A 21,848-nucleotide genomic window follows, 5' to 3' on the forward strand; every position below is an offset into this window, starting at 1 on the left:
CCCCATTATTGACAATAACCGTGGCGCCATGCTGACCTCAGGCATCGACCAAAGCCGAGAGCGCATGACAGCCGAGCCCACATTGCCCGAACTCCAGGCCCCCTCGCGCGAGGAGGAACAGGCGGAGGTGATCCGCCGGCTGGAGGAGGACATCATCTTCGGCCGCTTCGCGCCCGGTTTGCGGCTGGTCGAGGATACCCTGATGCAGCGCTATGGCGCGAGCCGGCATTTCGTCCGCCAGGCGCTGTTCCAGCTCGAGCGCCAGGGCATCGTGCTGCGCGAGAAGAATGTCGGCGCCACGGTGCGGTTCTATTCGGCCGAGGAAGTACGGCAGATCTATGAGGTGCGCGAGATGCTGACGCGCCAGGCCGCGCTGATGATTGCCCTGCCGGCGCCGCAAAGCCTGATCGATCAATTGAGCGAACTGCAACGGCATTACTGCATCAAGGCCGAGGCGCAGGACATGCGCGGCATTCACGAGACCAACGATGCGTTCCACCTCGCGCTGTTCTCCGCGTGCGGCAATCCCTATCTGGTACGCTCGCTGCAGGACTACATGAACCTGACGCTGCCGATGCGCGCCAAAAATCTCGCCGACAGCGAGGGCCTCGCGCTGTCGCGCCGCCAGCACGAATTGATGATCGAGCTCTTGAAGGGCCGCGACAGCTGGGCGCTGGCGCAGCTCTGCGTCGATCACATGCAGTACAGCAAGGCCGATTATCTCGTCCGCATCTCCAACGACAAAAAGCCGCAATAGCGCGATACCCGGCCTCCTCGTGAAGGAGACGGCGATGCGCTATGTGGCTATATTCCTTGGATCGCTGGCCGTGCAGCTTGCGCTCGGCGGCGTCGGCGAAGCGGCCGATCCGCGCGCGACGCAGCTCACCTACGAGCCCTGGACCAAGACCTGCCTGACAGAGGCGAGCTGCTTCGTCGCTGCGGCTGCGCGCGGCCAATGCGTGCCGTCGGGCGGCACGCTCAGCGTCTCGCCGCAGAACAGCAAGCGCGCGATCGTGAGCGCCAACGTCGGAACGCGGACCATGCTGGAAGGCACGATCAGCCTCCGCATCGATCAGGACGAGCCGATCCGGATCGCCAAGCCGCATTGCTACACGCTCGGCTGCGGCGGCACGCTCGAGGCCGATGGCGAAATGATCGAGCGGCTGAAGCACGCGCAGACCATCGCCGTCGAAGCCAAGAACCTCACCGGGCAGACCATCAGCCTCGCCTTTCCCCTCACGCACTTCGCCGAGACCTTTGACGGGCCCGGCAGCCCGCCCAAGACATCCGGGCAAGGTTCGAAGGACGCGCAGCAGCACACCGAATCCGTGAAGCAGCTGCCGCAATGCGAGGATTGATCACTTCTTCCAGTCGATCACCCGCTCCCTGTCGCCGTCGAACTCCATGCTGCAGAACGCGCCGCCCTGGTAATAGTCGCCGACCGGATCCGGCGGCAGCTTGGCCTGCTCGGCCATCGCGTGCTCGCGGAAATCCTCAGCCCTTCCGGTCGGGCGATAGCCGAGATCGTAGGCGCGGTGATTGTCCCACCACGAGCGCTCATTGTAGGACGCGCCGTACAGCACCTCGAAATGGATGTCGGGATGCTCGAGCCCGATGCGGCAGAGCTGGACGAGGTCTTCCGGCTTGAGCCAGATCGAGAGCCTGCGGTGGTCGAGCGGCGCCTCGCCGAAATTGCCGATCCGCAGGCAGGTGACCTTGATGCCGTGCTTGTCGGCATAGAGCGCGCCGACGCCTTCACCGAACACCTTACTGACACCGTAACGACTGTCCGGCCGCGCGGTGACGTCGGTACCGATGCGGTGATGACGCGGATAGAACCCGACCGCGTGATTGGATGAGGCGAAGATCACGCGCTTGACGCCCTGTTTGCGCGCCGCCTCGAACAGATTGTAGCAGCCGATGATGTTGGACTGCAGGATCGCGTCCCAGGGACCTTCGACCGAATAGCCGCCGAAATGCAGAATGCCATCGACGCCCTCGCAGATCGCCTCGACCTCTGCGAGGTTGGCGAGATCGGCCGCCTTGAACTTTTCGTTGTTGCCGAGATCGGAGGGCTGCTTGATATCGCTCAGCAGGAGATCCGGATAGATCGGCGGCAGCAGCTTGCGCAGGCTCGTTCCGATTCCCCCCGATGCGCCGGTCATCAATATGCGTGGCATGCCGTCCCTCTTCTTTCCTGATTGCTGCGATCGAATTGCGGTCGCAGGCCGACAATGATAGCAAACCAGGCGCTCAAGGAAACACCATCGAAACACAACAACGAGAACAGCAAATGTCCGATGTTCATTCCGCCGGCTGGCGTCCCGCGACCTGCTATCCCGATCCCGCGATCCACGCGCTCGATCCGCGCTTCGAGAAATACTGGCTAAAACTCTCCGCCATCGAGCGCATCGCGACTGGCCTGCGCTGGGCCGAAGGTCCGGTGTGGTTCGGCGACGGCCGCTATCTGTTGTGCAGCGACATCCCGAACCAGCGTATCCTCAAATGGGAGGAAGAGACCGGCGCGGTCAGCATCTTCCGCAAGCCGTCGAACTTCGCCAACGGCAACACCCGCGACCGCCAGGGGCGGCTGATCACCTGCGAGCATGGCGGTCGCCGCGTGGTGCGCACCGAGTATGACGGATCGATTACGGTGCTGATCGATTCGTTCGGCGGCAAGCGGCTGAACTCGCCGAACGACGTCGTGGTGAAATCCGACGGCTCGATCTGGTTCACCGATCCGATCTTCGGCCTGCTCGGCGATTACGAGGGCTACAAGGCCGATCCCGAGATCGAGCCCAACGTCTACCGGCTCGATCCCGAAGCCAGCAAGGCCACGATCGTCGCCGAGGGCGTGCTGGGGCCGAACGGGCTGTGCTTCTCGCCGGACGAGAGGATCCTCTATGTTGTGGAATCCCGCGGCGAGCCGAACCGCAAGATCCTCGCCTATGACGTCGCAGCCGACGGCAGGACGATCTCCAACAAACGCGTCTTCATCGACGCCGGTCCGGGCACGCCCGACGGCATGCGCTGCGACATCGACGGCAACCTATGGTGCGGCTGGGGCATGGGTGATCCCGAGCTCGACGGCGTCGTCGTGTTCGCGCCCGACGGCGTCATGATCGGCCGCATCGCGCTGCCGGAGCGCTGCGCCAACCTCTGCTTCGGCGGCGTCAAGCGCAACCGCCTGTTCATGGCGGCGAGCCAGTCGATCTATGCGCTCTACGTCAACACCCAAGGCGCGCTCGGCGGTTAATTTCTTGGTCGTCCCGGCGAAGGCCGGGACCCATTACCACAGACCTTCGTTATTCGAACAATGCGGCCCGAGCTTACTCAACCAGATACATCGGTGGTTATGGGTCCCGGCCTTCGCCGGGACGACGATGAAAACTTCTGCCTTCCAAAACGTCTGACGCCGGAGCGGTGAACCGCCCCGGCGCCAAAAGTCGTGTCTCTCGTGGCTCGGCTTACGCGGCGTTGTAGCCGGCGACCGCCTTGGCCTCGAGATATTCTTCCAGACCATAACGGCCCCACTCGCGGCCGTTGCCGGACTGCTTGTAGCCGCCGAACGGCGCGGAGCGCTCGTTGGGCACGCCCTGCAGGTTGACGTTGCCGGCGCGGATCTGGCGGCCGACGCGGCGCGCGGTTTCCACGGTGTCGGCCGAGACGTAACCGGCGAGACCATACGGCGTGTCGTTGGCGATCTTCACCGCGTCGGCTTCGTCCTTGGCGCCCAGGATGGTCAGCACCGGTCCGAAGATCTCCTCGCGAGCGATCGTCATGTCGTTGGTGACGTCGGCGAAGATGGTCGGACGGACATAGAAGCCCTTGTTGACACCCTCGGGCAAACCCGGGCCGCCGGCGACGAGCGTTGCGCCCTCGTCGATGCCCTTCTGGATCAGCGCCTGGATCTTGTCCCACTGGCCGCGGTTGACCACCGGGCCGATCGTGGTGCCATCGGCACGCGGATCACCGGCCTTGGTCTTGTCGGCGACGCCCTTCGCGATCGCGGCCACTTCCTTCATCTTGGAGAGCGGCACGATCATGCGCGACGGCGCGTTGCAGGACTGGCCCGAGTTGTTGAACATGTGCATCACGCCGCCGGTCACCGCCTTGGCGAGGTCGGCACCGTCGAGGATCACGTTCGGCGACTTGCCGCCGAGTTCCTGGCTGACGCGCTTCACGGTCGGCGCCGCACGCTTGGCGACGTCGACGCCGGCGCGGGTCGAGCCGGTGAACGAGATCATGTCGATGTCCGGGTGCTCGCTCATCGCCGCACCCACCTCCGGGCCGAGGCCGTTGAGGAGGTTGAACACGCCCTTCGGCACGCCGGCTTCATGGAGGATTTCCGCGAAGATCAGCGCCGAGGTCGGGGTGAACTCCGACGGCTTCAGGATCATGGTGCAACCGGCGGCGAGCGCGGGCGCGACCTTGCAGGCGATCTGGTTGAGCGGCCAGTTCCAGGGGGTGATCATGCCGACGACGCCGACCGGCTCGCGCACGATCACGGCGGTGCCCATGGTCTCCTCGAACTCGTACTTCTTCAGCACTTCGAGGGTGTTCATGAGGTGGCCGAGGCCGGCACCGGCCTGCAGCTTCTCGGCCATCGGCAGCGGCGCGCCCATCTCGTCGGAGACGGCGGCACCGATCTCCTTCATGCGGCCCTTGTAGACCTCGACGACCTTGGTGAGCAGCGCGATGCGCTCCTCGCGGCTGGTCTTGGAATAGGTCTCGAAGGCGCGCTTGGCGGCGGCGACTGCCTTGTCGACATCGGCCTTGGAGCCGAGCGCAATCTCATACATCGCTTCTTCGGTCGCCGGATTGACGACCGGGGTGGACTTGCCTTTGACGACGGGATCGACCCAGGCGCCGTCGATGTAGAATTGCATGCGATTGACCATCGGAAACCTCTTGTACGGGGCGTATGGAATGGGGAACGAAAGCGTTCGGCAGGCATCCTTGCACGAAAGCCCGGCGAATTGAACCCGCCATATGCGGGACGCGGCTCGTGCGCGTCCGCGAGATATAAGGTCCGAGCCGCACGTGTGGCAAGGCTATATCCGTCGTCCCGGCCTAGTGCGCAATTGCGCACGGGGGCCGGGACCCATTGCCAAAAATGCGAGAGGTGTACGCGACTCGTTGCCCCATCCCTCTTCCACACCAAGATCGGTGGTTATGGGTCCCGGCCTTCGCCGGGACGACGATGTGGCTACACCGCCATCTTGCGATGCCGCACCGGGGCGCCGACCGAGACGCTTTCCGCCGCGTCGATGATGGCGTTGGCGTCGATGCCGTAGTGGCGGTAGAGGTCGCCGATCGTGCCGGTCTGGCCGAAATGCTCGACGCCGAGCGCCTCGACGCGGTGACCGCGCACGCTGCCGAGCCAGCCGAGCGTTGCCGGATGGCCGTCGATCACGGTCACAATGCCGCAGTCGCGACCGAGCGGCGCCAGCATGCGCTCGATATGACTCAAATGCTGCGCGCCGCGGCGGTCGCGGCGCAAATTCCGCGCGGCGGACCAACCCGCATAGAGCCGGTCGGCGGAGGTTACCGCCAGCAGACCGACGTCGCGATGGCTCTCGCCGATCAGGCCGACCGCCTCGATCGCCTCCGGCGCGACGGTGCCGGTATACGCAATGACGATGTCGCAGTTCGGGCCCGGCTTGCGCATCCAGTAGGCGCCGTCGGTGATGTCGCGCTGCAGGTCCGGGGTCATGATCCGTTGCGGCTGCTCCAGCGTCCGCGTCGAGAGTCGCAAGTAAACCGAACCACCCTCGGCGCCCTCGCGCTGCATGTGGCCGAACCCCCAGCCCATGATCACGGCAAGTTCATCGACAAAGGCCGGATCGAACGAGGCGAGCCCGTCCTGCCCGATCCCGATCAAGGGCGTCTTGATCGACTGATGCGCGCCGCCTTCCGGCGCCAGCGAGATGCCCGACGGCGTCGCCGCCACCATGAAGCGGGCATCCTGGTAGCAGGCGTAGTTCAGCGCATCGAGGCCGCGTTCGATGAAGGGATCGTACAGCGTGCCGACCGGCAAGAGCCGCGCGCCGTTGATCTGATGCGACAGGCCGAGCGCCGACAGCATGATGAACAGATTCATCTCGGCGATGCCGAGCTCGAGGTGCTGTCCCTTCGGCGAATATTCCCAGGTGTAGGCGGACGGGATCTTCTCCTGCCGGAACAGATCGTGGTTCTCCGCTTTCGCGAACAGGCCGCGGCGGTTGACCCAGGCGCCGAGATTGGTCGACACGGTGACATCGGGCGATGCGGTGACGATGCGCGAGGCGAGTTCGCTGTCGCCGCGCGCCAGCTCGTGCAGCACGAGGCCAAAACCCTGTTGCGTCGACATCTGCGCCGAGGCCTTGAAGGCCAGCCGTTCCGGCACATCGATTTCAGGCGCCGACAGGCGGCGGCGCCCCTCGCGGTTGAACGGCGCCTCGGCGAGAAACGCCTCGAGCTTCGCAGGTTCCTGCGACAGGCCCTCGAACTTGTCCCACTCGTGGCCGGGGCGGATATTCTGCGCGGCGCGCCACTTCTCCATCTGCGCCACCGTCATCAGGCCGGCGTGGTTGTCCTTGTGGCCCTGCATCGGCAGGCCGACACCCTTGATGGTGTAGGCGATGAAGCAGACCGGCCGATCATGGTCGATCGCCTCGAAGGCCTCGATCATGCTCGCCATGTCGTGGCCGCCGAGATTCGACATCAGCGCCAGCAATTCGTCGTCGCTGCGGCGCTCGATCAGCGCCGACACCTCGCCCTGGTCGCCGATGTCGTCGCGCAGATGCTTGCGAAACGCCGCGCCGCCCTGGAAGCAGAGCGCGGCGTACATCTGGTTCGGGCAGTTGTCGATCCAGCGCCGCAGCGCCTCGCCGCCGGGCTCGGCAAACGCCTCGAGCATCAGCTTGCCGTACTTCACGATCACCACGTCCCAGCCGAAGTTGCGGAACATGGTCTCGAATTTGGCCCATAACCCCTCGCGCACCACGGCGTCGAGCGACTGCCTGTTGTAGTCGACCACCCACCAGGTGTTGCGCAGGCCGTGCTTCCAGCCCTCGAGCAGCGCCTCGAAGATGTTGCCCTCGTCCATCTCGGCGTCGCCGACCAGCGCGATCATGCGGCCCTCCGGCCGGTCGTTCAGCCAGCCATGCGCCTTGACGTAGTCCTGCACCAGCGAGGCGAACAAGGTCTGCGCCACGCCGAGACCGACCGAGCCGGTGGAGAAGTCGACGTCGTCGCTGTCCTTGGTGCGCGACGGGTAGGACTGCGCGCCCTTGTAGCCGCGAAAATTCTCCAGCTTGTCGCGGGTCTGGTGGCCGAACAGATACTGGATGGCGTGGAACACCGGGCTCGCATGCGGCTTCACCGCGACGCGGTCCTGCGGGCGCAACACCGAGAAATAAAGCGCCGACATGATGTTGGCGAGCGAGGCCGACGAGGCCTGGTGGCCGCCGACCTTCAACCCGTCGGTGGAGGGCCGCACATGGTTGGCGTGATGGATGGTCCACGACGACAGCCACAGCACCTTGCGGGCCAGGGCGGACAGCATGTCGAGGCGTTTAGGCGCGATTCCCATGGCAATGCTCCGGGCGATACGCCGGAATGTTACTGCCGCAAGCGGCGGCGAAAATCTCAATTCCACGCGACAGCACAGGAAAAATTGGGATAAATTCCCACGATCCGGCTTCAACTGACGAGTTCATCCCAATGCCTGCCCTCGATGCCATCGACCGCAAGATCCTGAGTCTGCTCCAGACCGACAGCCGCATGACCATGCAGGAACTCGCCGACAAGGTCGGGCTGTCGGTGTCGCCCTGCCACCGCCGGGTCAAGCTGCTCGAGGAGCGCGGCGTGATCTCTCGCTACATCGCAACCGTCGACCAGAAGTCGATCGGGCTGCACGTCTCCGTCTTCATCTCGATCAAGCTGGCGCGGCAGAAGGAGGAAGACCTCAACCGCTTCGCGCGCGCGATCTCGAAATGGGACGAGGTGCTCGAATGCTACCTGATGACCGGCAATCGCGACTATTTGTTGCGCGTCGTCGCCGCCGACCTCTCCTCCTATGAAGCATTCCTGAAAAACAAGCTGACCCGGCTCGACGGCATCGCCTCCATCGAGTCGAGCTTTGCGCTAAGCCAGGTGAAGTATTCGACGGCGTTGCCGGTGTGAGTGTTGCTTGCATCTGAACTGCCATCGGTCGCACCAAATGTACACCGTCGTCCCGGCGAAGGCCGGGACCCATACGCCGCAGAGAACGGGACTCGTTGTCCCAGCATCGTTCAACAATCAGCATTTGTGGTTATGGGTCCCTGCTTTCGCAGGGACGACACTGAGTGTGTTGCGCTGTCAGTGGGCATAACTTCGCATTCTCGCGACATCTTTCGTCCGAGCTTTGCATCTCGTTCCGTTTTGCAAAGGAGGCTTGCGCCGTCGGCGCAACTCAGTGATTGGCGCTGGCGCTCTGCCCGGCTGGACGGCCTCGCCGCGACGACCAGGCTACGGCGCGATCCAAATCCCAATCACGATGATGGCCAGTGAGACGGCAATGACCAGCATATCGGTGGTGAGCCAATTGGGCATTCCGTTTGATGGCTGCTCGTTCATGTCCGCGACTCCTTCTGTTCGCGTCGAGCCGATATGCTGGAGCGGACCGGCGCGAACGAGGATGAACTGGTTCACATAAAGCCAGGAAAAAGCGGCAAATTCCGCGTGTTTTAGCGCGCTCAAGTTGCGCCACACGGTCGATCTGCCGCGCAGGTTTCTGAACATGTTCGATAATGCCGCCGCTTCAGCGAACAGTGGCACATCATCGAAAGGCGCATTTCAAGACAGCGACCGACCCACGCGGGCACGTGCGCTACGGAGCCCGGTGTGATCGAACATCTCGCCTGGGGCCACCCCTCTCCCCACCCTCCCCCACAAGGGGGGAGGGAGCCCGACGAGCGTGCTAACCTCACGATGGATTAGTATCTTCTCCTCACAGCACCTTGCGCTGTGCGAGGTTCTTCATCAGAGCGCCGACGCCGAAGGTCCAGGGCTCGCACTCGTCGCTGCCCCGCATCCGGTTGACCAGCTTGCCGAGCTGCGGCGCGGCGATGGTGACGATGTCGTCGCGCTTGTGGGTGAAACCCTCGCCCTTGGCGTCGCGGTCCTTGACCGGCGCGAACATCGTGCCGAGGAACAGCGCAAATCCATCGGGATATTGATGCACGGAGCCGATGGTCTGGGCGACCAAATCGGTCGGATCGCGGCTGATCTTGCTGATCGAGGAATGGCCCTCGAGCACGAAGCCGTCTGCGCCCGTCACGGTCAGGCCGACATCCATCTTCCTGACATCGTCGAGCGAGAAGGTCTGGTCGAACAGCCGGAGCAGCGGGCCGATCGCGCAGGACGCGTTGTTGTCCTTGGCCTTCGACAGCAAGAGCGCCGAGCGCCCCTCGAAGTCGCGCAGATTGACGTCGTTGCCGAGCGCGGCGCCGACGATCTTGCCGGCGGCGGAGACAACAAGCACGACCTCCGGCTCCGGATTATTCCAGGTCGACTTCGGATGCAGCCCGGCGTCCATGCCTGACCCGACCGAGGACAGCGTCGGCGCCTTGGTGAACACTTCGGCGTCGGGACCGATGCCGACCTCGAGATACTGGCTCCAGGCATTCTGATCGATCAGCACCTGCTTCAGTTTCATCGCCTGCTCGGAGCCGGGCTTCAGCTTGGAGAGATCGTCGCCGACCAGGCGCACCACCTCCTTGCGGATCGCCTCCGCCGAGGACGGATTGCCGCGCGCCCGCTCCTCGATCACGCGCTCCAGCATCGAGATCGCGAAGGTGACGCCGGCGGCCTTCAGCACCTGGAGGTCGACCGGCGCCAGCAGATGCGGCCTGGCCTTGTCGCGGCCGTCGGGCGGGGTGTTGGCGAGGATCGCCTCGAAATCGCCGATCCGCTCGCCGCGCGTGGCGCGCAGCGCGGCCGCGGGATCGATTTCCTCGCAGAGCGCGCTCACCGTCGGGAACCGCGCCGTGACGTCGAACACGCCATCTGCCCGAACCGCGGCGACAGCCGGCCCGCCGGCCTGCGGCAGCCAGACCCGTCCGACCAGCGTGCCGGCGGTGCCGTCCTCCGGCAGGACGTCTTTTGGCGTGAGCGAAATCATCGGCACATCTCCCTTTTTGGTTTTGTCGGCTTGTTAGCACAGTCCGCCCGGCGGCGTGAAACAGCGGTCATGGCATTGTCATAGAGGGGTAACATCGCCCGTCAATGCTGCCGTCCGATCCATCTAACACACTGAAAGACGGACCTTCATGACGCCCTCCGCCCTCACCGACGAAGCCTCCCGGGACGAAGCCTCCCGGGATGAAGCCTTGCGGGACGAAGCCTTGCGCGACGAAGCCTTGCGCGCCCGCATCCATCAGGAGATGGCCGACAGCCTCGACGAGGAACTCGAGCTCGAGCTCGACGACATGAGGCTCGACGAGCTCGACCATGACGGCGCCGCCGGCAAGCCGTCGATCGACCGCAAGTTCTACTTCCGCGAATTGCTGCGGCTGCAGGGCGAGCTGGTCAAGCTGCAGGACTGGGTGCAGCACGAGAAGAAGAAGGTCGTGGTGCTGTTCGAGGGCCGCGATTCCGCCGGCAAGGGCGGCGTGATCAAGCGCATCACCCAGCGGCTCAATCCGCGGGTCTGCCGGATCGCGGCGCTGCCGGCGCCGAACGAGCGCGAGCGCACGCAATGGTACTTCCAGCGCTATGTTTCGCATCTGCCGGCCGGCGGCGAGATCGTGCTGTTCGACCGCAGCTGGTACAACCGCGCCGGCGTCGAGAAGGTGATGGGGTTCTGCAGCGACGAGCAGTATGAGGAATTCTTCAACTCGGTGCCGGATTTCGAGCGCATGCTGATCCGTTCCGGCACCGTCCTCCTGAAATACTGGTTCTCGATCACCGACGAGGAACAGGCGTTCCGCTTCTCGATGCGGATCCAGGATCCGCTGAAGCAGTGGAAGCTGAGCCCGATGGACGTCGAGGCGCGGACCCGCTGGGAGCTCTACACCAAGGCCAAGGAGACGATGCTGGAACGCACGCATCTGCAGGACTCGCCGTGGTGGATCGTCGATGCCGTCGACAAGAAGCGCGCCCGGCTCAACTGCATCGCGCATCTCCTAAGCCAGATCCCCTATCAGACGGTGACCCACCAGCCGGTGGTGCTGCCGCCGCGGGTCCGCAACCCCGACTATCACCGCGGCCCGATCCCGCCGGAGATGTACGTGCCGGGACGGTATTGATCGGAGCAGGCTCTCACCCCCCTCTCCCCGTTCTTACGGGGAGAGGGTCGGGGTGAGGGGCCGCTTCCGCATACGCGGTGAGCGCTGCACTCGCGGAGACGCCCCTCACCCGGATTGCATCTGCGATGCAATCCGACCTCTCCCCGCAAGCGGGGCGAGGTGAAGAAATGAGCACCGCGATCGCCTACCAATGGTGCAGGCGCGCGCCCTTGCTGGCACCGGATACCGACGCTAGGCTTCCCCCGATCTGGTGCAGGGAGGCCCGCTTGACTCAATCCGACGACATCGCAATTTCCGAAGATCGCCGTGACGCGCTGCGCTATGCGCTCGGGATCGGCAGCGGCGCGGCACTCGCGGCCGCGATGGCCGCCCCGGCCGCGGCGCAGACGCCAGCCGACAACACGCTGGATCGCATCCGGGCCAACAAGGTGCTGCGGATCGCGGTGCTGCCGGGCGAGCTGCCTTATTTCAACAAGGACCTCGCCTCGGGCACTTGGTCCGGATTCTCGATCGAGATGGCCAACGATCTGGCCAAACTGCTCGACGTCAAGCTGGAATATGTCGAGTCGACCTACGGCAATTCAATTCTCGATCTGCAGGCCAACAAGATCGATCTCGGCTTCGCGCTCAACCCGACCCCGCAGCGCGCGCTGGTTGTCGATTTCACCAATCTGGTGTTCCCGCATCCGTTCGGCGCGATGCTGAAGAAGGGGCTGGAAGCCAAGACCTGGGCCGACATCAACAAGCCCGAGGTGAAGATCGCGGTCGACGTCGGCTCGGCCAACGAGGCGGTGGCGCGCCGCTTTGCGCCGAACGCCACCATCAAGTCGCTGAAGTCGCGCGACGAGGTGATGCTGGAAATGTCGTCGGGTCGCGTCGATTGCGTGGTCAACGCGCTGGTGCTGGGGCTGACCGCGATCGCCAAGAACCCGAACCTCGGCACCTACAAGATCCTGGCCTCGCCGTCGGTGACGATCGCGAGTGGCACGGCGGTGCGGCGCGAAGCCGACAAGCGCTGGCGCGATTTCCTCTCGGTGTGGATCGACTACAACCGCGGCATCGGCCAGATGCGCGAATGGTTCGTCAAGGGCCTCGGCCTCGCCGGCGTCAAGCCGGAGGACGTGCCGGTGGAGTTGAGTATTTGAGGGGTCTCTATCGATCACACTGCGGCCTCTTCACCTCTCCCCGCTCTTTCGCGGGGAGAGGTCGGATCGCATCGCAGATGCGATCCGGGTGAGGGGCAAGTCACACTGCTCAACAAGCCGCGAACTGCTGGCCGGATAGAAGCCTCTCACCCCTGCCCTCTAAGAGCAAGCTTCGCTTGTCTCGACCCCGTAAGAACGGGGAGAGGGAGAAGAGAGATCACACCTTGTCGTAGGTCAGCCCGCGCTCCAGCCGCCTCGCCACCAGCGTCGAGGGGAACAGGATCGCGAAATAGATCAGCGCCACGATGGTGTAGACCTCGAGCGGCCGGTAGGTGTCGGCGTTGATCAAGGTCGCGTTGTAGACGAGATCGGGCACCGCGATGATCGAGACCAGCGAGGTGTTCTTGAGCTGCGTGACCGACTGGTTGACATAGGGCGCCATCATCGGCTTCAGCGCCTGCGGCAGGATCACGAGCCGCATCAGGCGCCAGCCGCGGAAGCCGAGCGCCTTTGCCGCGTCCCACTGCCCGACCGGCACGCTCTCGATCGAGCCGCGCACGATCTCGGCGTAGAATGCGCCGCCATAGAGCGAGAGCACGCTGACGGCGGCGACATGCGCCGGGATGTTGACGCCGATCACCACCGGAAACGCGTAGTAGAACCAGATGATCTGCACCAGCAGCGGCGTGCAGCGAAACAATTCGATATAGGCGATCAGGAGCCAGTCGATCACCGGAATGCGCCGCAGCCGCAGCATGCCGACGATCAGGCCGATCAATGTCCCGAGGATGATGGTGCCGATGGTGTAGGCGATGGTCCAGCCGAGCCCGAGCCGGAACAGATGGCTGTACTTGGCGAGGATGCCGAAATCCCAGACGTAGTTCATCCTGCCCCTCGGTTGCCGCGCGCTTGATCGCCAAACATCGCAGGCGGCCTCGCGCGTGTCACGTGATATACCGGTCTGGCGAAAATCCCTGCGCCTCGAACGGCGGCGCATCGCCCGCGATCATCGCCGCGATTGCGGCGCCCGTTCCGGGGCCGGTGGTGAAGCCGATATGCTGGTTGCCGAAGGCGAGCCAGAGTCCGCGATGCCGCGGCGCCTTACCGATCATCGGCAGGCTGTCGGGCAGCGTCGGCCGCGCGCCGCGCCAGCGCTCGCCGACCGCATCGCCAAATTCGATCACGCTGCGCGCCATCGGCACCACCGCCTCGAGCTGCGAAAAATTCGACGGCGCGTCGCGCGCGGTGAGCTCGACGCCGCTGGTGACGCGAACGCCCTGCTCCATCGGCGTCATCAGAAAGCCGCCGTCCGCGTCATGGATCGGCCGCAGCAATTTGCGTGCCGGGTTCGGCACGAAGTGCTGGTGATAGCCGCGCTCGAACGCCAGCGGCACGCGATAGCCGAGCGGTCGCAGCAGCTCGGCCGACCACGGCCCGAGCGCGACCACGACATGGCGCGCGGCGATCTCGCCGTCGGCGAGCTGCACGCGCCAGCCGTCGCCGTGCGGTTCGATCCGCTGGATCCCTGATTGCCTGATCGTGCCGCCGCCAGCGGCAAGCATCTGTGCGTAGGCCTTGACCACCGCGCCGGGTGAATCGACCGATGCCGTCTGCGTGTGCAGGAGACCCGTGCTGTAGGCAGGGACGATGTTCGGCTCGAGCGCGGAGATCGCCTGGCGATCGAGCACTTCGCTCCTGATGCCGAACTCGGCGAGCGCCGCCTGCTCGGCCTGCGCGGCGGCGAGCCCGTCGCTGCGCCAGGCCTTGAGCCAGCCGGTTTCGCGGATGCGATGGCCGGCGCCGGCCTGCACGATCCAGTCGCGATGCAGTTTCAGCGACGCGCCGATCAGACCGTGCAACGCGGCGGCGCGCGGTTTGGTCTGCGACGGTACAGCGGCTGCGAGGAAGCGCATCACCCAGCCGGCGTTGGCGAGCGCCCACGCAATGTTCCAGCGCAGCGCCGGATGCGCGTTGGTCAGATATTTCGGCAGGTTCTTCAGCAGCGACGGCGTATTGAGCGGCAGGATCGAGCCCGACGAGATGATGCCGGCATTGCCGTAGGAGGTTTCGCTGCCGGGCTCGCGGCGATCGACGACGACGACGGAGAGCCCGCGCTGCCGTGCGGCGAGGCCCGCCGAGACGCCGACCATGCCTGCGCCAAGCACGGCGACATCGACCTGCTGTGCTGCCATGCCCTCGCTCATGCCGTCACATCAAGGTCAGGCCGCCATCGACCGGCAGCGTCGCGCCGGTGACGTGGCCCGCTTCCGGCGACAGCAGGAAGGCGACGACGGCGGCGACCTCGTCGGGCTCGGCCAGCCGCTGCATCGGATTGGCCTTTGCGACGCGCTCCCAGGTCGCGGTATCCAGCGCGCCGAACAGGCCCGGATCCTTGCGGGTGTAGCCGGGCATCACGGCATTGGCGGTGGCGCCTGACGCGGCGAGCTCGATCGCGAGCGACTTCACCAGCACCTCGAGCGCGGCCTTCGCGGCGGCCGATCCCGGATAGGTGGCGCCGGGCACGAAGCGATGCGGCCCGAAGCTCGACACCGCGACGACGCGGCCTTGCGCGCTGCGCGTGAGGTCGGACAGCGCGGCCGCCGCGATTTCATGGAAGGCCGCCGCCATCACCGCGAAGGCGCGCTCCAGCGCCTCGCGCGGCAGGCTGGCGAACTCGCGCCGGTCGGCAAAGCCCGCGGCGTGCACGACGCTGTCGATCGGCCCGAACGCGGCCCGCGTTGCCGCGACCAGCGCGGTGCCGGCGCCGGCCTTGGCGAGATCGCCGGTGCTCACGTCGACCTTCGCGCCCTTGCTGCGGCATTCCTCCGCAACCGAATTCAGCCGCGCGAGGCCGGCGGCCTCGATGCCCTGTCCGTGCAGCATCAGGGATTGATCGGGGCCGGCGAGCCGGCGCGCGACCGCGGCGCCGATGCCGGAGCCGCCTCCGGTGATGATTGAAACGCGCATGAGGTGCGTGCAGTCAGTGCGATAAGAGACAGCGAACTATAGGTTCGGCGCCACGAAATGCAAACCGCACCGATCGCCGTCAGTGTAGCGCCAGGTTCAACGCCAGATCAGCGCCACGGCTCGACCAGGATCTTGGTGTGCGCCTCGGGATTGGCGAGATCGGCAAACGCCTGCGCGACGCCGTCGATGCCGACGCGGCCGGTGACCAGCGATGCGGCATCCACCTGGCCTTCCGCGATCAGGCGCAGCGAATAGGCAAACTCCTCGGGCGTGTAGCCGAGCACATATTGGACGTTGAGCTCCTTGATGATGCCGAGCATCGGCTCGGACTTGTCGGTCTCCATGCAGACGCCGACCACGACGACACGGGCGCTGCGCGGGGCGCCCTCGAACACCTGCTGCAGCACGCCGGGCACGCCGACGCATTCGAAAATCAGCGCCGGCTTCAGCGGCGGCAGCAGCGCCTGCATCGGCGGCCGCGCCGCCTTCTCCGCCTCGGTCATCTGGGCGTGCTCGGCCCAGCTCGCATAGGGCTGCGTCTTGGCGGGATCGACCACCACATCGGCGCCCATCTTCTCGGCGAGCAGGCGCCGCGCCGGCGAATAATCGGCGGCAACGATCGGTCCGAGCCCCCTGATCTTCAGCGCCGCAATCACCGCCAGCCCGACCGGTCCGCAGCCGATCACCAGCGGCACCTCGCCGCCCCTGATGTTGGCCATCGCCACCGCATGCACGCCGACCGCAAGCGGCTCGGTGAGCGCGGCGTGCTCGGCCGCAAGCCCGTTCGGCACTTCGAGCAGCAGCGGCTCGCTGAGCAGCATCTGCTCGGCATAGCCGCCGAGATAGTCGTTGGAATAGCCGATGCCCTTCGGCCCCTCCGGCGTCAGCAGCGCCGGCAGCGAGCACACTTTCGTCCCGGGCTTCAGCTTGCGCGTGGTGCCCGGGCCGTAGTCGAGAACCTCGCAGCAGAATTCGTGACCGAACACGACGTCGCGCGACAGATCCATCGGCGTGCGGCCGGGCAGGAACTTGCTCAGCTCGACCATGCGGTGTGCATGCTTGCGTGCGTGCAGATCGGAGCCGCAGATGCCGCAGGCGAGCGATTTGACCAGCACCTGGCCGGCGCCGGGCTTCGGCTCGGGCATCCGGTCGACGACAATCTCGCCGTTCCTGAAGATCGCTGCGCGCATGTTCCCTCCCGCGTGGGTTTTGTCCCACTCATTTTGATGCGTATTTCGTCCCGCGAAATGCTGTCGCGGATCACGTCCGGGACAAGCTTTCGCCGCAGGAGGCTATAGCACGGAGGGTCACCACGTATAGCGCATAACGCCCTTGCCGGCGTAAGACTGTGTCACGCTGGAGAATTCGCCTTCGAAGGTCGCGGCGGCCGACCAGCCGTTGCGCCACCTCAGCTCGGCGGAGGCCGTGGTCAGCGCCGAGTCGCTGGCCTGCGCCGCACCGTTGACCACGAAGGCCGCGCCGGGCAGCGTCTGGAACACCGCACCGACGGCGCGGTCCGGATTGAAGTCATGCGCCCAGGCGACGCGGCCGCGCAGCGTCACGACGCCGCCGTCAACCGCAAACGACTTGTCGGAGCGCAGGCCGAGTTCGCTCCTGACGTCGGTGACGCTCTTCGCTGCATAATTCAGCGCGAAGGCGCCGCCGCCGGAGACCACGCTCTCCGCATAGGCCGGCAGCTCGAAGCTCGTGAACTGGGCCGCCGCGTAAGGCGTCAGCCCGATCCACGGTGTGGCATAGCGATAGCCGCCCTCGAGCCGGCCAGACCAGGCATTGGCATTGAAGTTGGCGCGCAGATGATCGGCGCCGGCCGCGGTGACGATGCGGTCGGTGGTGACATCCTGCCAGCCATAGGCGAGCGCAGCACTCAAGTACGCCGCGCCGACGCTGTGGCGAACGAACGCGCCGGCCTGGAACAGATCGGAGCGGCCCCAGTCAAGACCGTTGACGCTGAAGCTGGTCGCGCCACCGGCGAGCGCAAAGCCGGCGATGGTGTTCGGCGAGAAGCGGTAGTCGGCGCCGACCGCGCTGCCATAGAGGCTGCTGCTGGTGTTGTTCGAGCCGAGCACCGCATTGCCGCTGGTGGTCTGCGAGCCGCCATAGCCCGCCGCCCATACGCTCCAGCGCTGCTCGAAGCTCGGCTGCGGTGGCGGCGCCTTGGTGTAGATCGCGGCCAGCGCGTCGCGCGGCTCGGTCTTGCGCGCCGCATAGGCGAGCGGCGTGCTCTCCTCGGCGAACGGCGTCGCCCCCGCGCCGCCACCGAAGCCACCGTCACGCCCGGCAACAAACGGATCGGTCAGCAGTCCCAGGAACATGCCCATCGCGTTGAATGTCGCCTGCTGCGAGCCGGTCGCGCCTTCGCCCGAGGCCTGCGTCAGGCCGTTCGGCGACAGCCCGGCGAACACCGCGTTGATGCCGCCATTGGCGTTGAAGAAGTTCTGCACCGTGGTGGCGACGTTCTGCTGATTGACGTTCAGCTTCGACTTCGCGCCGTAATCGAGCGCGAAGTTGAGATAGGCGTTGCTCGCGTCATAGCCGAGCGTCGCGACGAGGTTCGACGGCAGCCCGGTTGAATCGACACCCGCAAACGTGCCGCTGCGGCCGCCGGCCGCCGACAGGATGGTGTATCGCTTGGCGATCGTACTGCCGGCGGCGACGCGGACGCCGACCGATCCGGCCAGCGTCGCGCTGCCGCTCACCTTGGCCAGGGTGGACGCCGTCGAATTGAGCCCGACGAGATAAAGTGCACCGGACTGGAAGGCGAGGTTGCCCGCCACGTTCAGGAATGTGCCAGGCGTCGCTTTGCCGGGCATCAGGATGCCGCCGCTTGCAATCGTCGTGTTGCCGACGGTGCCGACGCCGGACAGCGCTCCGCCGGCATTCACCGTGGTGAGGCTCGACGAGGCGATGAGCCGTCGACCTGAAGAATGCCGCCGTTGACCGTCGTGGTGCCGGTATAGCTGTTGACGCCGGACAGCGTCAGGGTGCCGCTGCCGGTCTTCTCGAAATTGGCAGGACCGGTGCGGCCACCGCCGAAGCAGCCACAGATATGGAATGGGTTCAACGGATCGAAGTCGGCAAGCACGCCGCTGAGCGCCGTCGAGAGATTATTGCTGCCAACGACGAGGGTGTTGCCTGAGCCGATATAGTAAAAGCCGGAGCCTGCGATCGAACCCGCGGTGATGCGCCCGTCGCCGTTCAGCCCCGTGCTGAGCGAGAAATCGACCAGTCCGGTGCCGTTGGTGATGAACTGTGCGTTGCCGCCGGTCGCGTTGTTGAAGAACTTGATGGTGCTGCCGGCTTCGGTGGTAATGGTGGCATCGCCCGCCGTAGCGAACGCCGTGAAGATGTGTTGGCTGCCGGCCTGGTTGTCGATGGTCGCATTGCCCGCGGTGGCATAGGCATCGAACTGGAGAACGCTGCCGTCCCGATTGACGATCGTCGCGTTGGCCGCGGTCGGCGCCTCCACCGGGTTGAAACCGCCAGATCCGAAATAGAGCACGCCGCTGTTGTCGAAGCTGGCGTTTGCCGCCGTGCTGTTCTGGAAAAAGGCGACCTGACCGCCCGCGAGCGTGACGATGGTTGCCGAAGCCGCGGATGAGGACTCGAAAAACTGTGTCGAGCCGCCATTGGTGCCGTTGGTGATGGTGGCTTGCTCCGCATTGGTGTGGCCCAGAAACACCGCGGCACCGCCGTTGGAATTGTCGATCACGGCCTTGGCGGCCGTGCTGGTGTCGGAGCCGCCGGGAGGACCAAACGCGTCGCCGAACACCACAGTGCCGCCGTTGGTGTTGGTGAATCTGGCGTTGCCGGCAGAACTGGTGTCGCGGAAGATCGTGAGCGCACCATTGGTGTTGCTCACGGTGGCATTGCCCGCGGTGCTGCTGTCGCGAAACTCCGTGATGCCGAAATTCTGGTTGACGATCGTCGCCGTCGACGCCGTGGTGGAATTGTAGAACGTCGTGGTGGCGATCCCGTTGAAGCCGTCGTTGACGATCTTGGTGATTCCGGCCGTGTTGGCATTGACGATGTCGAACTTGCCGTCGACCGCGACCTCGCCGACGATCGAGGCGGCGTGGCTGGCGTCGCCGAGTTGCAAGGTCGCGCAATCGCAGATCGTGGTGCCGCCGGTGTAGGTGTTGGTGCCTGTTAGCACCACGCGGCCGAGGCCGCCCGAATTGTCCAGCACCGTCAGCTTGCCGGGGCCGTTGCCGTCGGCGATGTTGCCGGCGATCGTGAGCGTGACGCCATTGGCGTCGATCGCGCTGCCGATGGCGGACGTATTGATCTTGAAGTTGTTGGCGAACGTCAGGTTGCCGAGGCCGTCGGCCTGAAACGAGGCATTGTCGAGCGTGACGGTGCCCGACCCGACCGAGCCGTTGTTGCCTACGACAACGGTCGTATCGACCACCAGCGTTCCGCCGGAATAGGTGTTGGCGCCGGAGAGCTGCACGTTGGAGAAACCGGACGCCGACGAATCGATCAGGCGCAGAACGCCGGCGCCGGCACCGTCGGCGATCACGCCCTGGAGATTGACCTGGGCGCCGTTCGCATCGACCGTTCCGCCGGCCGCATTGACCGCGATGTTGTTGGCGAAGGCGACGCTCGAGACCGTCGGCGACTGCATCTGGAACGTGCCGCCATTGAGCGTGATAGTGCCGGTGCCGACCGAATCCGCATTCGTCACCTGCACGGTGCCGGCGGAGATCAGCGTGCCGCCGGAATAGGCATTGGTGCCCGCGAGCACCAGCGTGCTGTTGCCGAGCTGCTGCACCATCACGCCGGGCGCAAGCCCGTCGTTGATGTTCGCACTGATGGTGATGGTCTGGCCGCTGTTGGCCCGGTTGATCAGGCCGCCGCTCGGCCCCGTCAAGGCGAAGTTAACCGGGTTGCCGCTGATCGTGTACGACTGCGAATTGGCGGTGAAGGTCCACGAGTCCAGCAGCATCGGGCCAGCGCCGATCGTGACCGTCGCCGATCCCGTCGAATCGAAAATGGCGGATTGGGTCGGGAGGATCGGCGGCGCGCCGGGCGACGTCGTCGACCAGTTGGTCGGGAGCTGGTAGTCGGCACTGCTCGTTGTGCTACCGCTGCCGCCCCAGGTGAAGCTCTGGGCTTGTGCCGAACTGGACGGCAACAGGCTTGCAGCCGCCGAGACGCAGACTGCCGAAGCCAGCACACCGCGAAACTGCCGAGCAAACGAAAAAAAGACCGAACCAAAATGCACGTGAACTGCCCCCAAACGCTCTACGGCGCTCTTGGGGCGAGATTAGCATGTTGCCAAACGCGCGATTGTTGATTGTGTCCGAAATCCTTCGATTCAGCTTCCGGAGGTCGAAGTTTCGGCCCCACTGTTGTACACCCGCAACGCTAGCGGAGGCTGGCCTCGCAACCAGCGCACGATTCTTGGTACTCTGGTCAGGCGTTCGGCGACGGCTCGCTGGCCACGGTCAGCAGCTGCGACCGTCGGACGCGCTCGCGATGCGCGGTGTAGAGGCCCGAGGCGACGATGAAGCCGGCGCCGAGGATGGTCCAGCTGTCGGGCACTTCGCCGAAGATCAGGAAGCCGAGGATGCTGACCCACAGCAGCTGCGTGTAGGAGAACGGCGCCAGCACCGAGGCATCGCCATAGCGGAATGCCAGCACCACGATCCACTGTCCGACGGTGGACGCAACACCGATCAGGATGCCGAACATGATGTCGTGCCAGCTCGGCGTGACCCAGACGAACGGCACCAGCGCGCTGACGATGGCGACGCCGACAATGGACGAATAGGTCATCACCGTGATCGGGCGCTCGCTGCCGCTCATCATGCGCGTCAGGATCAGCGTGCCGGCCCAGGCCAGCGCCGAGACGAGCGGGAAAATCGCGGCGGGATGGAACGCGCTGGTGCCCGGCCGCAGGATGATGAACACGCCGGCGAGGCCGACCGCGGTCGCGATCCAGCGTCGCATGCCGACCCTCTCACCGAGGAACGCGATCGACAGCGCGGTGACGAACAGCGGCGAGACGAAGCTGGTGGCCGAGGCTTCGGCGATCGGCAGGAAGCCGAGCCCCGTGATGAAGATCAGCGAGGAACCGAGCAGCGCGGCGCCGCGCAGCACGTGCAGCCCGGGACGGCTGCTGCGCAGCGCGAACAGCGGCGAGCCCGGCAGCATCGCCGGCGTCATGATCATCGCGAACACCAGGAAGCGGATCCAGGCGATCTCGATCGAGGGCAGCGTGGAGGAGAGATATTTTGCCGTGACGTCGGAGGTGCCCAGGAACACGGTCGACAGCAGGACCAGCGCGATACCCTTGAACGGCCGGTCGGTGCGGGCGGGCGCCTTGCTTGTCGCTGCGGGCGCGGTCTTGGCAGGCAATGAAAGGGGAACGCTGTCCAGCCTGGCGGCCACGGCTGCGGGGGGCGGTGTCACGGCAATCTCGAAGGCAAAATAAAGG

The 21,848-nt window shown here is 65.4% G+C and carries 18 protein-coding genes; 6 read left to right on the top strand and 12 right to left on the bottom strand.

Features of this window, described 5'->3' with window-relative positions:
• Nucleotides 1–64 precede the first annotated feature (64 nt).
• Together QJT82_RS07620 and QJT82_RS07625 are read left to right on the top strand one after the other, a co-directional pair.
• A complete protein-coding gene (locus QJT82_RS07620; protein WP_028331865.1) occupies nucleotides 65–757 on the top strand; it encodes a GntR family transcriptional regulator in 693 nt (230 codons plus the stop codon).
• Nucleotides 758–791: 34 nt separating this feature from the next.
• Nucleotides 792–1,358, top strand: a complete 567-nt coding sequence (locus QJT82_RS07625) for an invasion associated locus B family protein (protein WP_155258340.1) — start codon at nucleotides 792–794, stop codon at nucleotides 1,356–1,358.
• Here QJT82_RS07625 and QJT82_RS07630 read toward each other — a convergent pair whose 3' ends face one another.
• Entirely contained in the window at nucleotides 1,359–2,180 is an 822-nt protein-coding gene (locus tag QJT82_RS07630; protein ID WP_028338839.1) for an NAD(P)-dependent oxidoreductase, read from the bottom strand.
• 113 nt (nucleotides 2,181–2,293) lie between these two features.
• Here QJT82_RS07630 and QJT82_RS07635 point away from each other — a divergent pair, with 113 nt between their 5' ends.
• Nucleotides 2,294–3,256, top strand: coding sequence for an SMP-30/gluconolactonase/LRE family protein (locus tag QJT82_RS07635; RefSeq protein WP_028338840.1), 963 nt, complete (start codon nucleotides 2,294–2,296; stop codon nucleotides 3,254–3,256).
• Nucleotides 3,257–3,467: 211 nt separating this feature from the next.
• On the opposite strand, the gene QJT82_RS07640 is transcribed toward QJT82_RS07635, so the two are convergent.
• Both QJT82_RS07640 and QJT82_RS07645 read right to left on the bottom strand, forming a co-directional pair.
• A complete protein-coding gene (locus tag QJT82_RS07640; RefSeq protein WP_028338841.1) occupies nucleotides 3,468–4,901 on the bottom strand; it encodes an aldehyde dehydrogenase family protein in 1,434 nt (477 codons plus the stop codon).
• 308 nt (nucleotides 4,902–5,209) lie between these two features.
• Nucleotides 5,210–7,576, bottom strand: a complete 2,367-nt coding sequence (locus QJT82_RS07645) for a transketolase (protein ID WP_028338842.1) — start codon at nucleotides 7,574–7,576, stop codon at nucleotides 5,210–5,212.
• Nucleotides 7,577–7,707: 131 nt separating this feature from the next.
• Between QJT82_RS07645 and QJT82_RS07650 the strand changes: the two genes are divergently transcribed.
• Nucleotides 7,708–8,169, top strand: a complete 462-nt coding sequence (locus QJT82_RS07650; RefSeq protein ID WP_016841346.1) for an Lrp/AsnC family transcriptional regulator — start codon at nucleotides 7,708–7,710, stop codon at nucleotides 8,167–8,169.
• Between the two features lie 327 nt (nucleotides 8,170–8,496).
• Here the strand turns inward: QJT82_RS07650 and QJT82_RS07655 are convergent, their stop codons facing one another.
• Both QJT82_RS07655 and QJT82_RS07660 read right to left on the bottom strand, forming a co-directional pair.
• On the bottom strand, nucleotides 8,497–8,769 hold the full coding sequence (locus QJT82_RS07655; RefSeq protein WP_028338843.1) for a hypothetical protein: 273 nt from the start codon (nucleotides 8,767–8,769) through the stop codon (nucleotides 8,497–8,499).
• A 208-nt stretch (nucleotides 8,770–8,977) separates the two neighbouring features.
• Nucleotides 8,978–10,150 carry a fumarylacetoacetate hydrolase family protein gene (locus tag QJT82_RS07660; RefSeq protein ID WP_028338844.1) on the bottom strand — a complete coding sequence of 391 codons (1,173 nt, stop codon included), beginning with the start codon at nucleotides 10,148–10,150 and terminating at the stop codon, nucleotides 8,978–8,980.
• Between the two features lie 262 nt (nucleotides 10,151–10,412).
• Between QJT82_RS07660 and ppk2 the strand changes: the two genes are divergently transcribed.
• Together ppk2 and QJT82_RS07670 are read left to right on the top strand one after the other, a co-directional pair.
• Nucleotides 10,413–11,276, top strand: a complete 864-nt coding sequence (gene ppk2, locus QJT82_RS07665) for a polyphosphate kinase 2 (RefSeq protein WP_051447716.1) — start codon at nucleotides 10,413–10,415, stop codon at nucleotides 11,274–11,276.
• A gap of 266 nt (nucleotides 11,277–11,542) precedes the next feature.
• On the top strand, nucleotides 11,543–12,421 hold the full coding sequence (locus QJT82_RS07670) for a transporter substrate-binding domain-containing protein (RefSeq protein ID WP_028338846.1): 879 nt from the start codon (nucleotides 11,543–11,545) through the stop codon (nucleotides 12,419–12,421).
• A 217-nt stretch (nucleotides 12,422–12,638) separates the two neighbouring features.
• Here the strand turns inward: QJT82_RS07670 and QJT82_RS07675 are convergent, their stop codons facing one another.
• The 7 genes from QJT82_RS07675 to QJT82_RS07705 form a co-directional block, all read right to left on the bottom strand.
• On the bottom strand, nucleotides 12,639–13,307 hold the full coding sequence (locus QJT82_RS07675) for an amino acid ABC transporter permease (protein WP_028338847.1): 669 nt from the start codon (nucleotides 13,305–13,307) through the stop codon (nucleotides 12,639–12,641).
• A 58-nt stretch (nucleotides 13,308–13,365) separates the two neighbouring features.
• Nucleotides 13,366–14,613 carry an FAD-dependent oxidoreductase gene (locus tag QJT82_RS07680; RefSeq protein ID WP_155258341.1) on the bottom strand — a complete coding sequence of 416 codons (1,248 nt, stop codon included), beginning with the start codon at nucleotides 14,611–14,613 and terminating at the stop codon, nucleotides 13,366–13,368.
• Nucleotides 14,614–14,629: 16 nt separating this feature from the next.
• Entirely contained in the window at nucleotides 14,630–15,388 is a 759-nt protein-coding gene (locus QJT82_RS07685) for an SDR family oxidoreductase (RefSeq protein WP_028338849.1), read from the bottom strand.
• Nucleotides 15,389–15,495: 107 nt separating this feature from the next.
• On the bottom strand, nucleotides 15,496–16,578 hold the full coding sequence (locus QJT82_RS07690) for a zinc-binding dehydrogenase (protein WP_028338850.1): 1,083 nt from the start codon (nucleotides 16,576–16,578) through the stop codon (nucleotides 15,496–15,498).
• A gap of 117 nt (nucleotides 16,579–16,695) precedes the next feature.
• On the bottom strand, nucleotides 16,696–18,291 hold the full coding sequence (locus QJT82_RS07695) for an autotransporter outer membrane beta-barrel domain-containing protein (protein ID WP_051447713.1): 1,596 nt from the start codon (nucleotides 18,289–18,291) through the stop codon (nucleotides 16,696–16,698).
• The gene (locus QJT82_RS07700) at nucleotides 18,288–20,585 is read right to left on the bottom strand and encodes an autotransporter-associated beta strand repeat-containing protein (protein WP_245288628.1); all 2,298 of its coding nucleotides are present in this window, start codon (nucleotides 20,583–20,585) and stop codon (nucleotides 18,288–18,290) included. The genes QJT82_RS07695 and QJT82_RS07700 overlap by 4 nt, the downstream gene beginning before the upstream one ends.
• A 239-nt stretch (nucleotides 20,586–20,824) precedes the next feature.
• Nucleotides 20,825–21,769, bottom strand: coding sequence for a DMT family transporter (locus QJT82_RS07705; protein WP_196238120.1), 945 nt, complete (start codon nucleotides 21,767–21,769; stop codon nucleotides 20,825–20,827).
• Between the last annotated feature and the right edge of the window lie 79 nt (nucleotides 21,770–21,848).

It is taken from the genome of Bradyrhizobium sp. Mp19 (assembly GCF_029952935.1).
In the GTDB taxonomy this organism is placed as follows: domain Bacteria; phylum Pseudomonadota; class Alphaproteobacteria; order Rhizobiales; family Xanthobacteraceae; genus Bradyrhizobium; species Bradyrhizobium elkanii.

Bases quoted from the DNA above. Each gene is read 5' to 3' on its own strand.
- QJT82_RS07620 (WP_028331865.1), top strand. From the start codon at position 65: ATGACAGCCGAGCCCACATTGCCCGAACTCCAGGCCCCCTCGCGCGAG.
- QJT82_RS07625 (WP_155258340.1), top strand. From the start codon at position 792: ATGCGCTATGTGGCTATATTCCTTGGATCGCTGGCCGTGCAGCTTGCG.
- QJT82_RS07630 (WP_028338839.1), bottom strand. From the start codon at position 2,180: ATGCCACGCATATTGATGACCGGCGCATCGGGGGGAATCGGAACGAGC.
- QJT82_RS07635 (WP_028338840.1), top strand. From the start codon at position 2,294: ATGTCCGATGTTCATTCCGCCGGCTGGCGTCCCGCGACCTGCTATCCC.
- QJT82_RS07640 (WP_028338841.1), bottom strand. From the start codon at position 4,901: ATGGTCAATCGCATGCAATTCTACATCGACGGCGCCTGGGTCGATCCC.
- QJT82_RS07645 (WP_028338842.1), bottom strand. From the start codon at position 7,576: ATGGGAATCGCGCCTAAACGCCTCGACATGCTGTCCGCCCTGGCCCGC.
- QJT82_RS07650 (WP_016841346.1), top strand. From the start codon at position 7,708: ATGCCTGCCCTCGATGCCATCGACCGCAAGATCCTGAGTCTGCTCCAG.
- QJT82_RS07655 (WP_028338843.1), bottom strand. From the start codon at position 8,769: ATGTTCAGAAACCTGCGCGGCAGATCGACCGTGTGGCGCAACTTGAGC.
- QJT82_RS07660 (WP_028338844.1), bottom strand. From the start codon at position 10,150: ATGATTTCGCTCACGCCAAAAGACGTCCTGCCGGAGGACGGCACCGCC.
- ppk2 (WP_051447716.1), top strand. From the start codon at position 10,413: ATGGCCGACAGCCTCGACGAGGAACTCGAGCTCGAGCTCGACGACATG.
- QJT82_RS07675 (WP_028338847.1), bottom strand. From the start codon at position 13,307: ATGAACTACGTCTGGGATTTCGGCATCCTCGCCAAGTACAGCCATCTG.
- QJT82_RS07680 (WP_155258341.1), bottom strand. From the start codon at position 14,613: ATGGCAGCACAGCAGGTCGATGTCGCCGTGCTTGGCGCAGGCATGGTC.
- QJT82_RS07685 (WP_028338849.1), bottom strand. From the start codon at position 15,388: ATGCGCGTTTCAATCATCACCGGAGGCGGCTCCGGCATCGGCGCCGCG.
- QJT82_RS07690 (WP_028338850.1), bottom strand. From the start codon at position 16,578: ATGCGCGCAGCGATCTTCAGGAACGGCGAGATTGTCGTCGACCGGATG.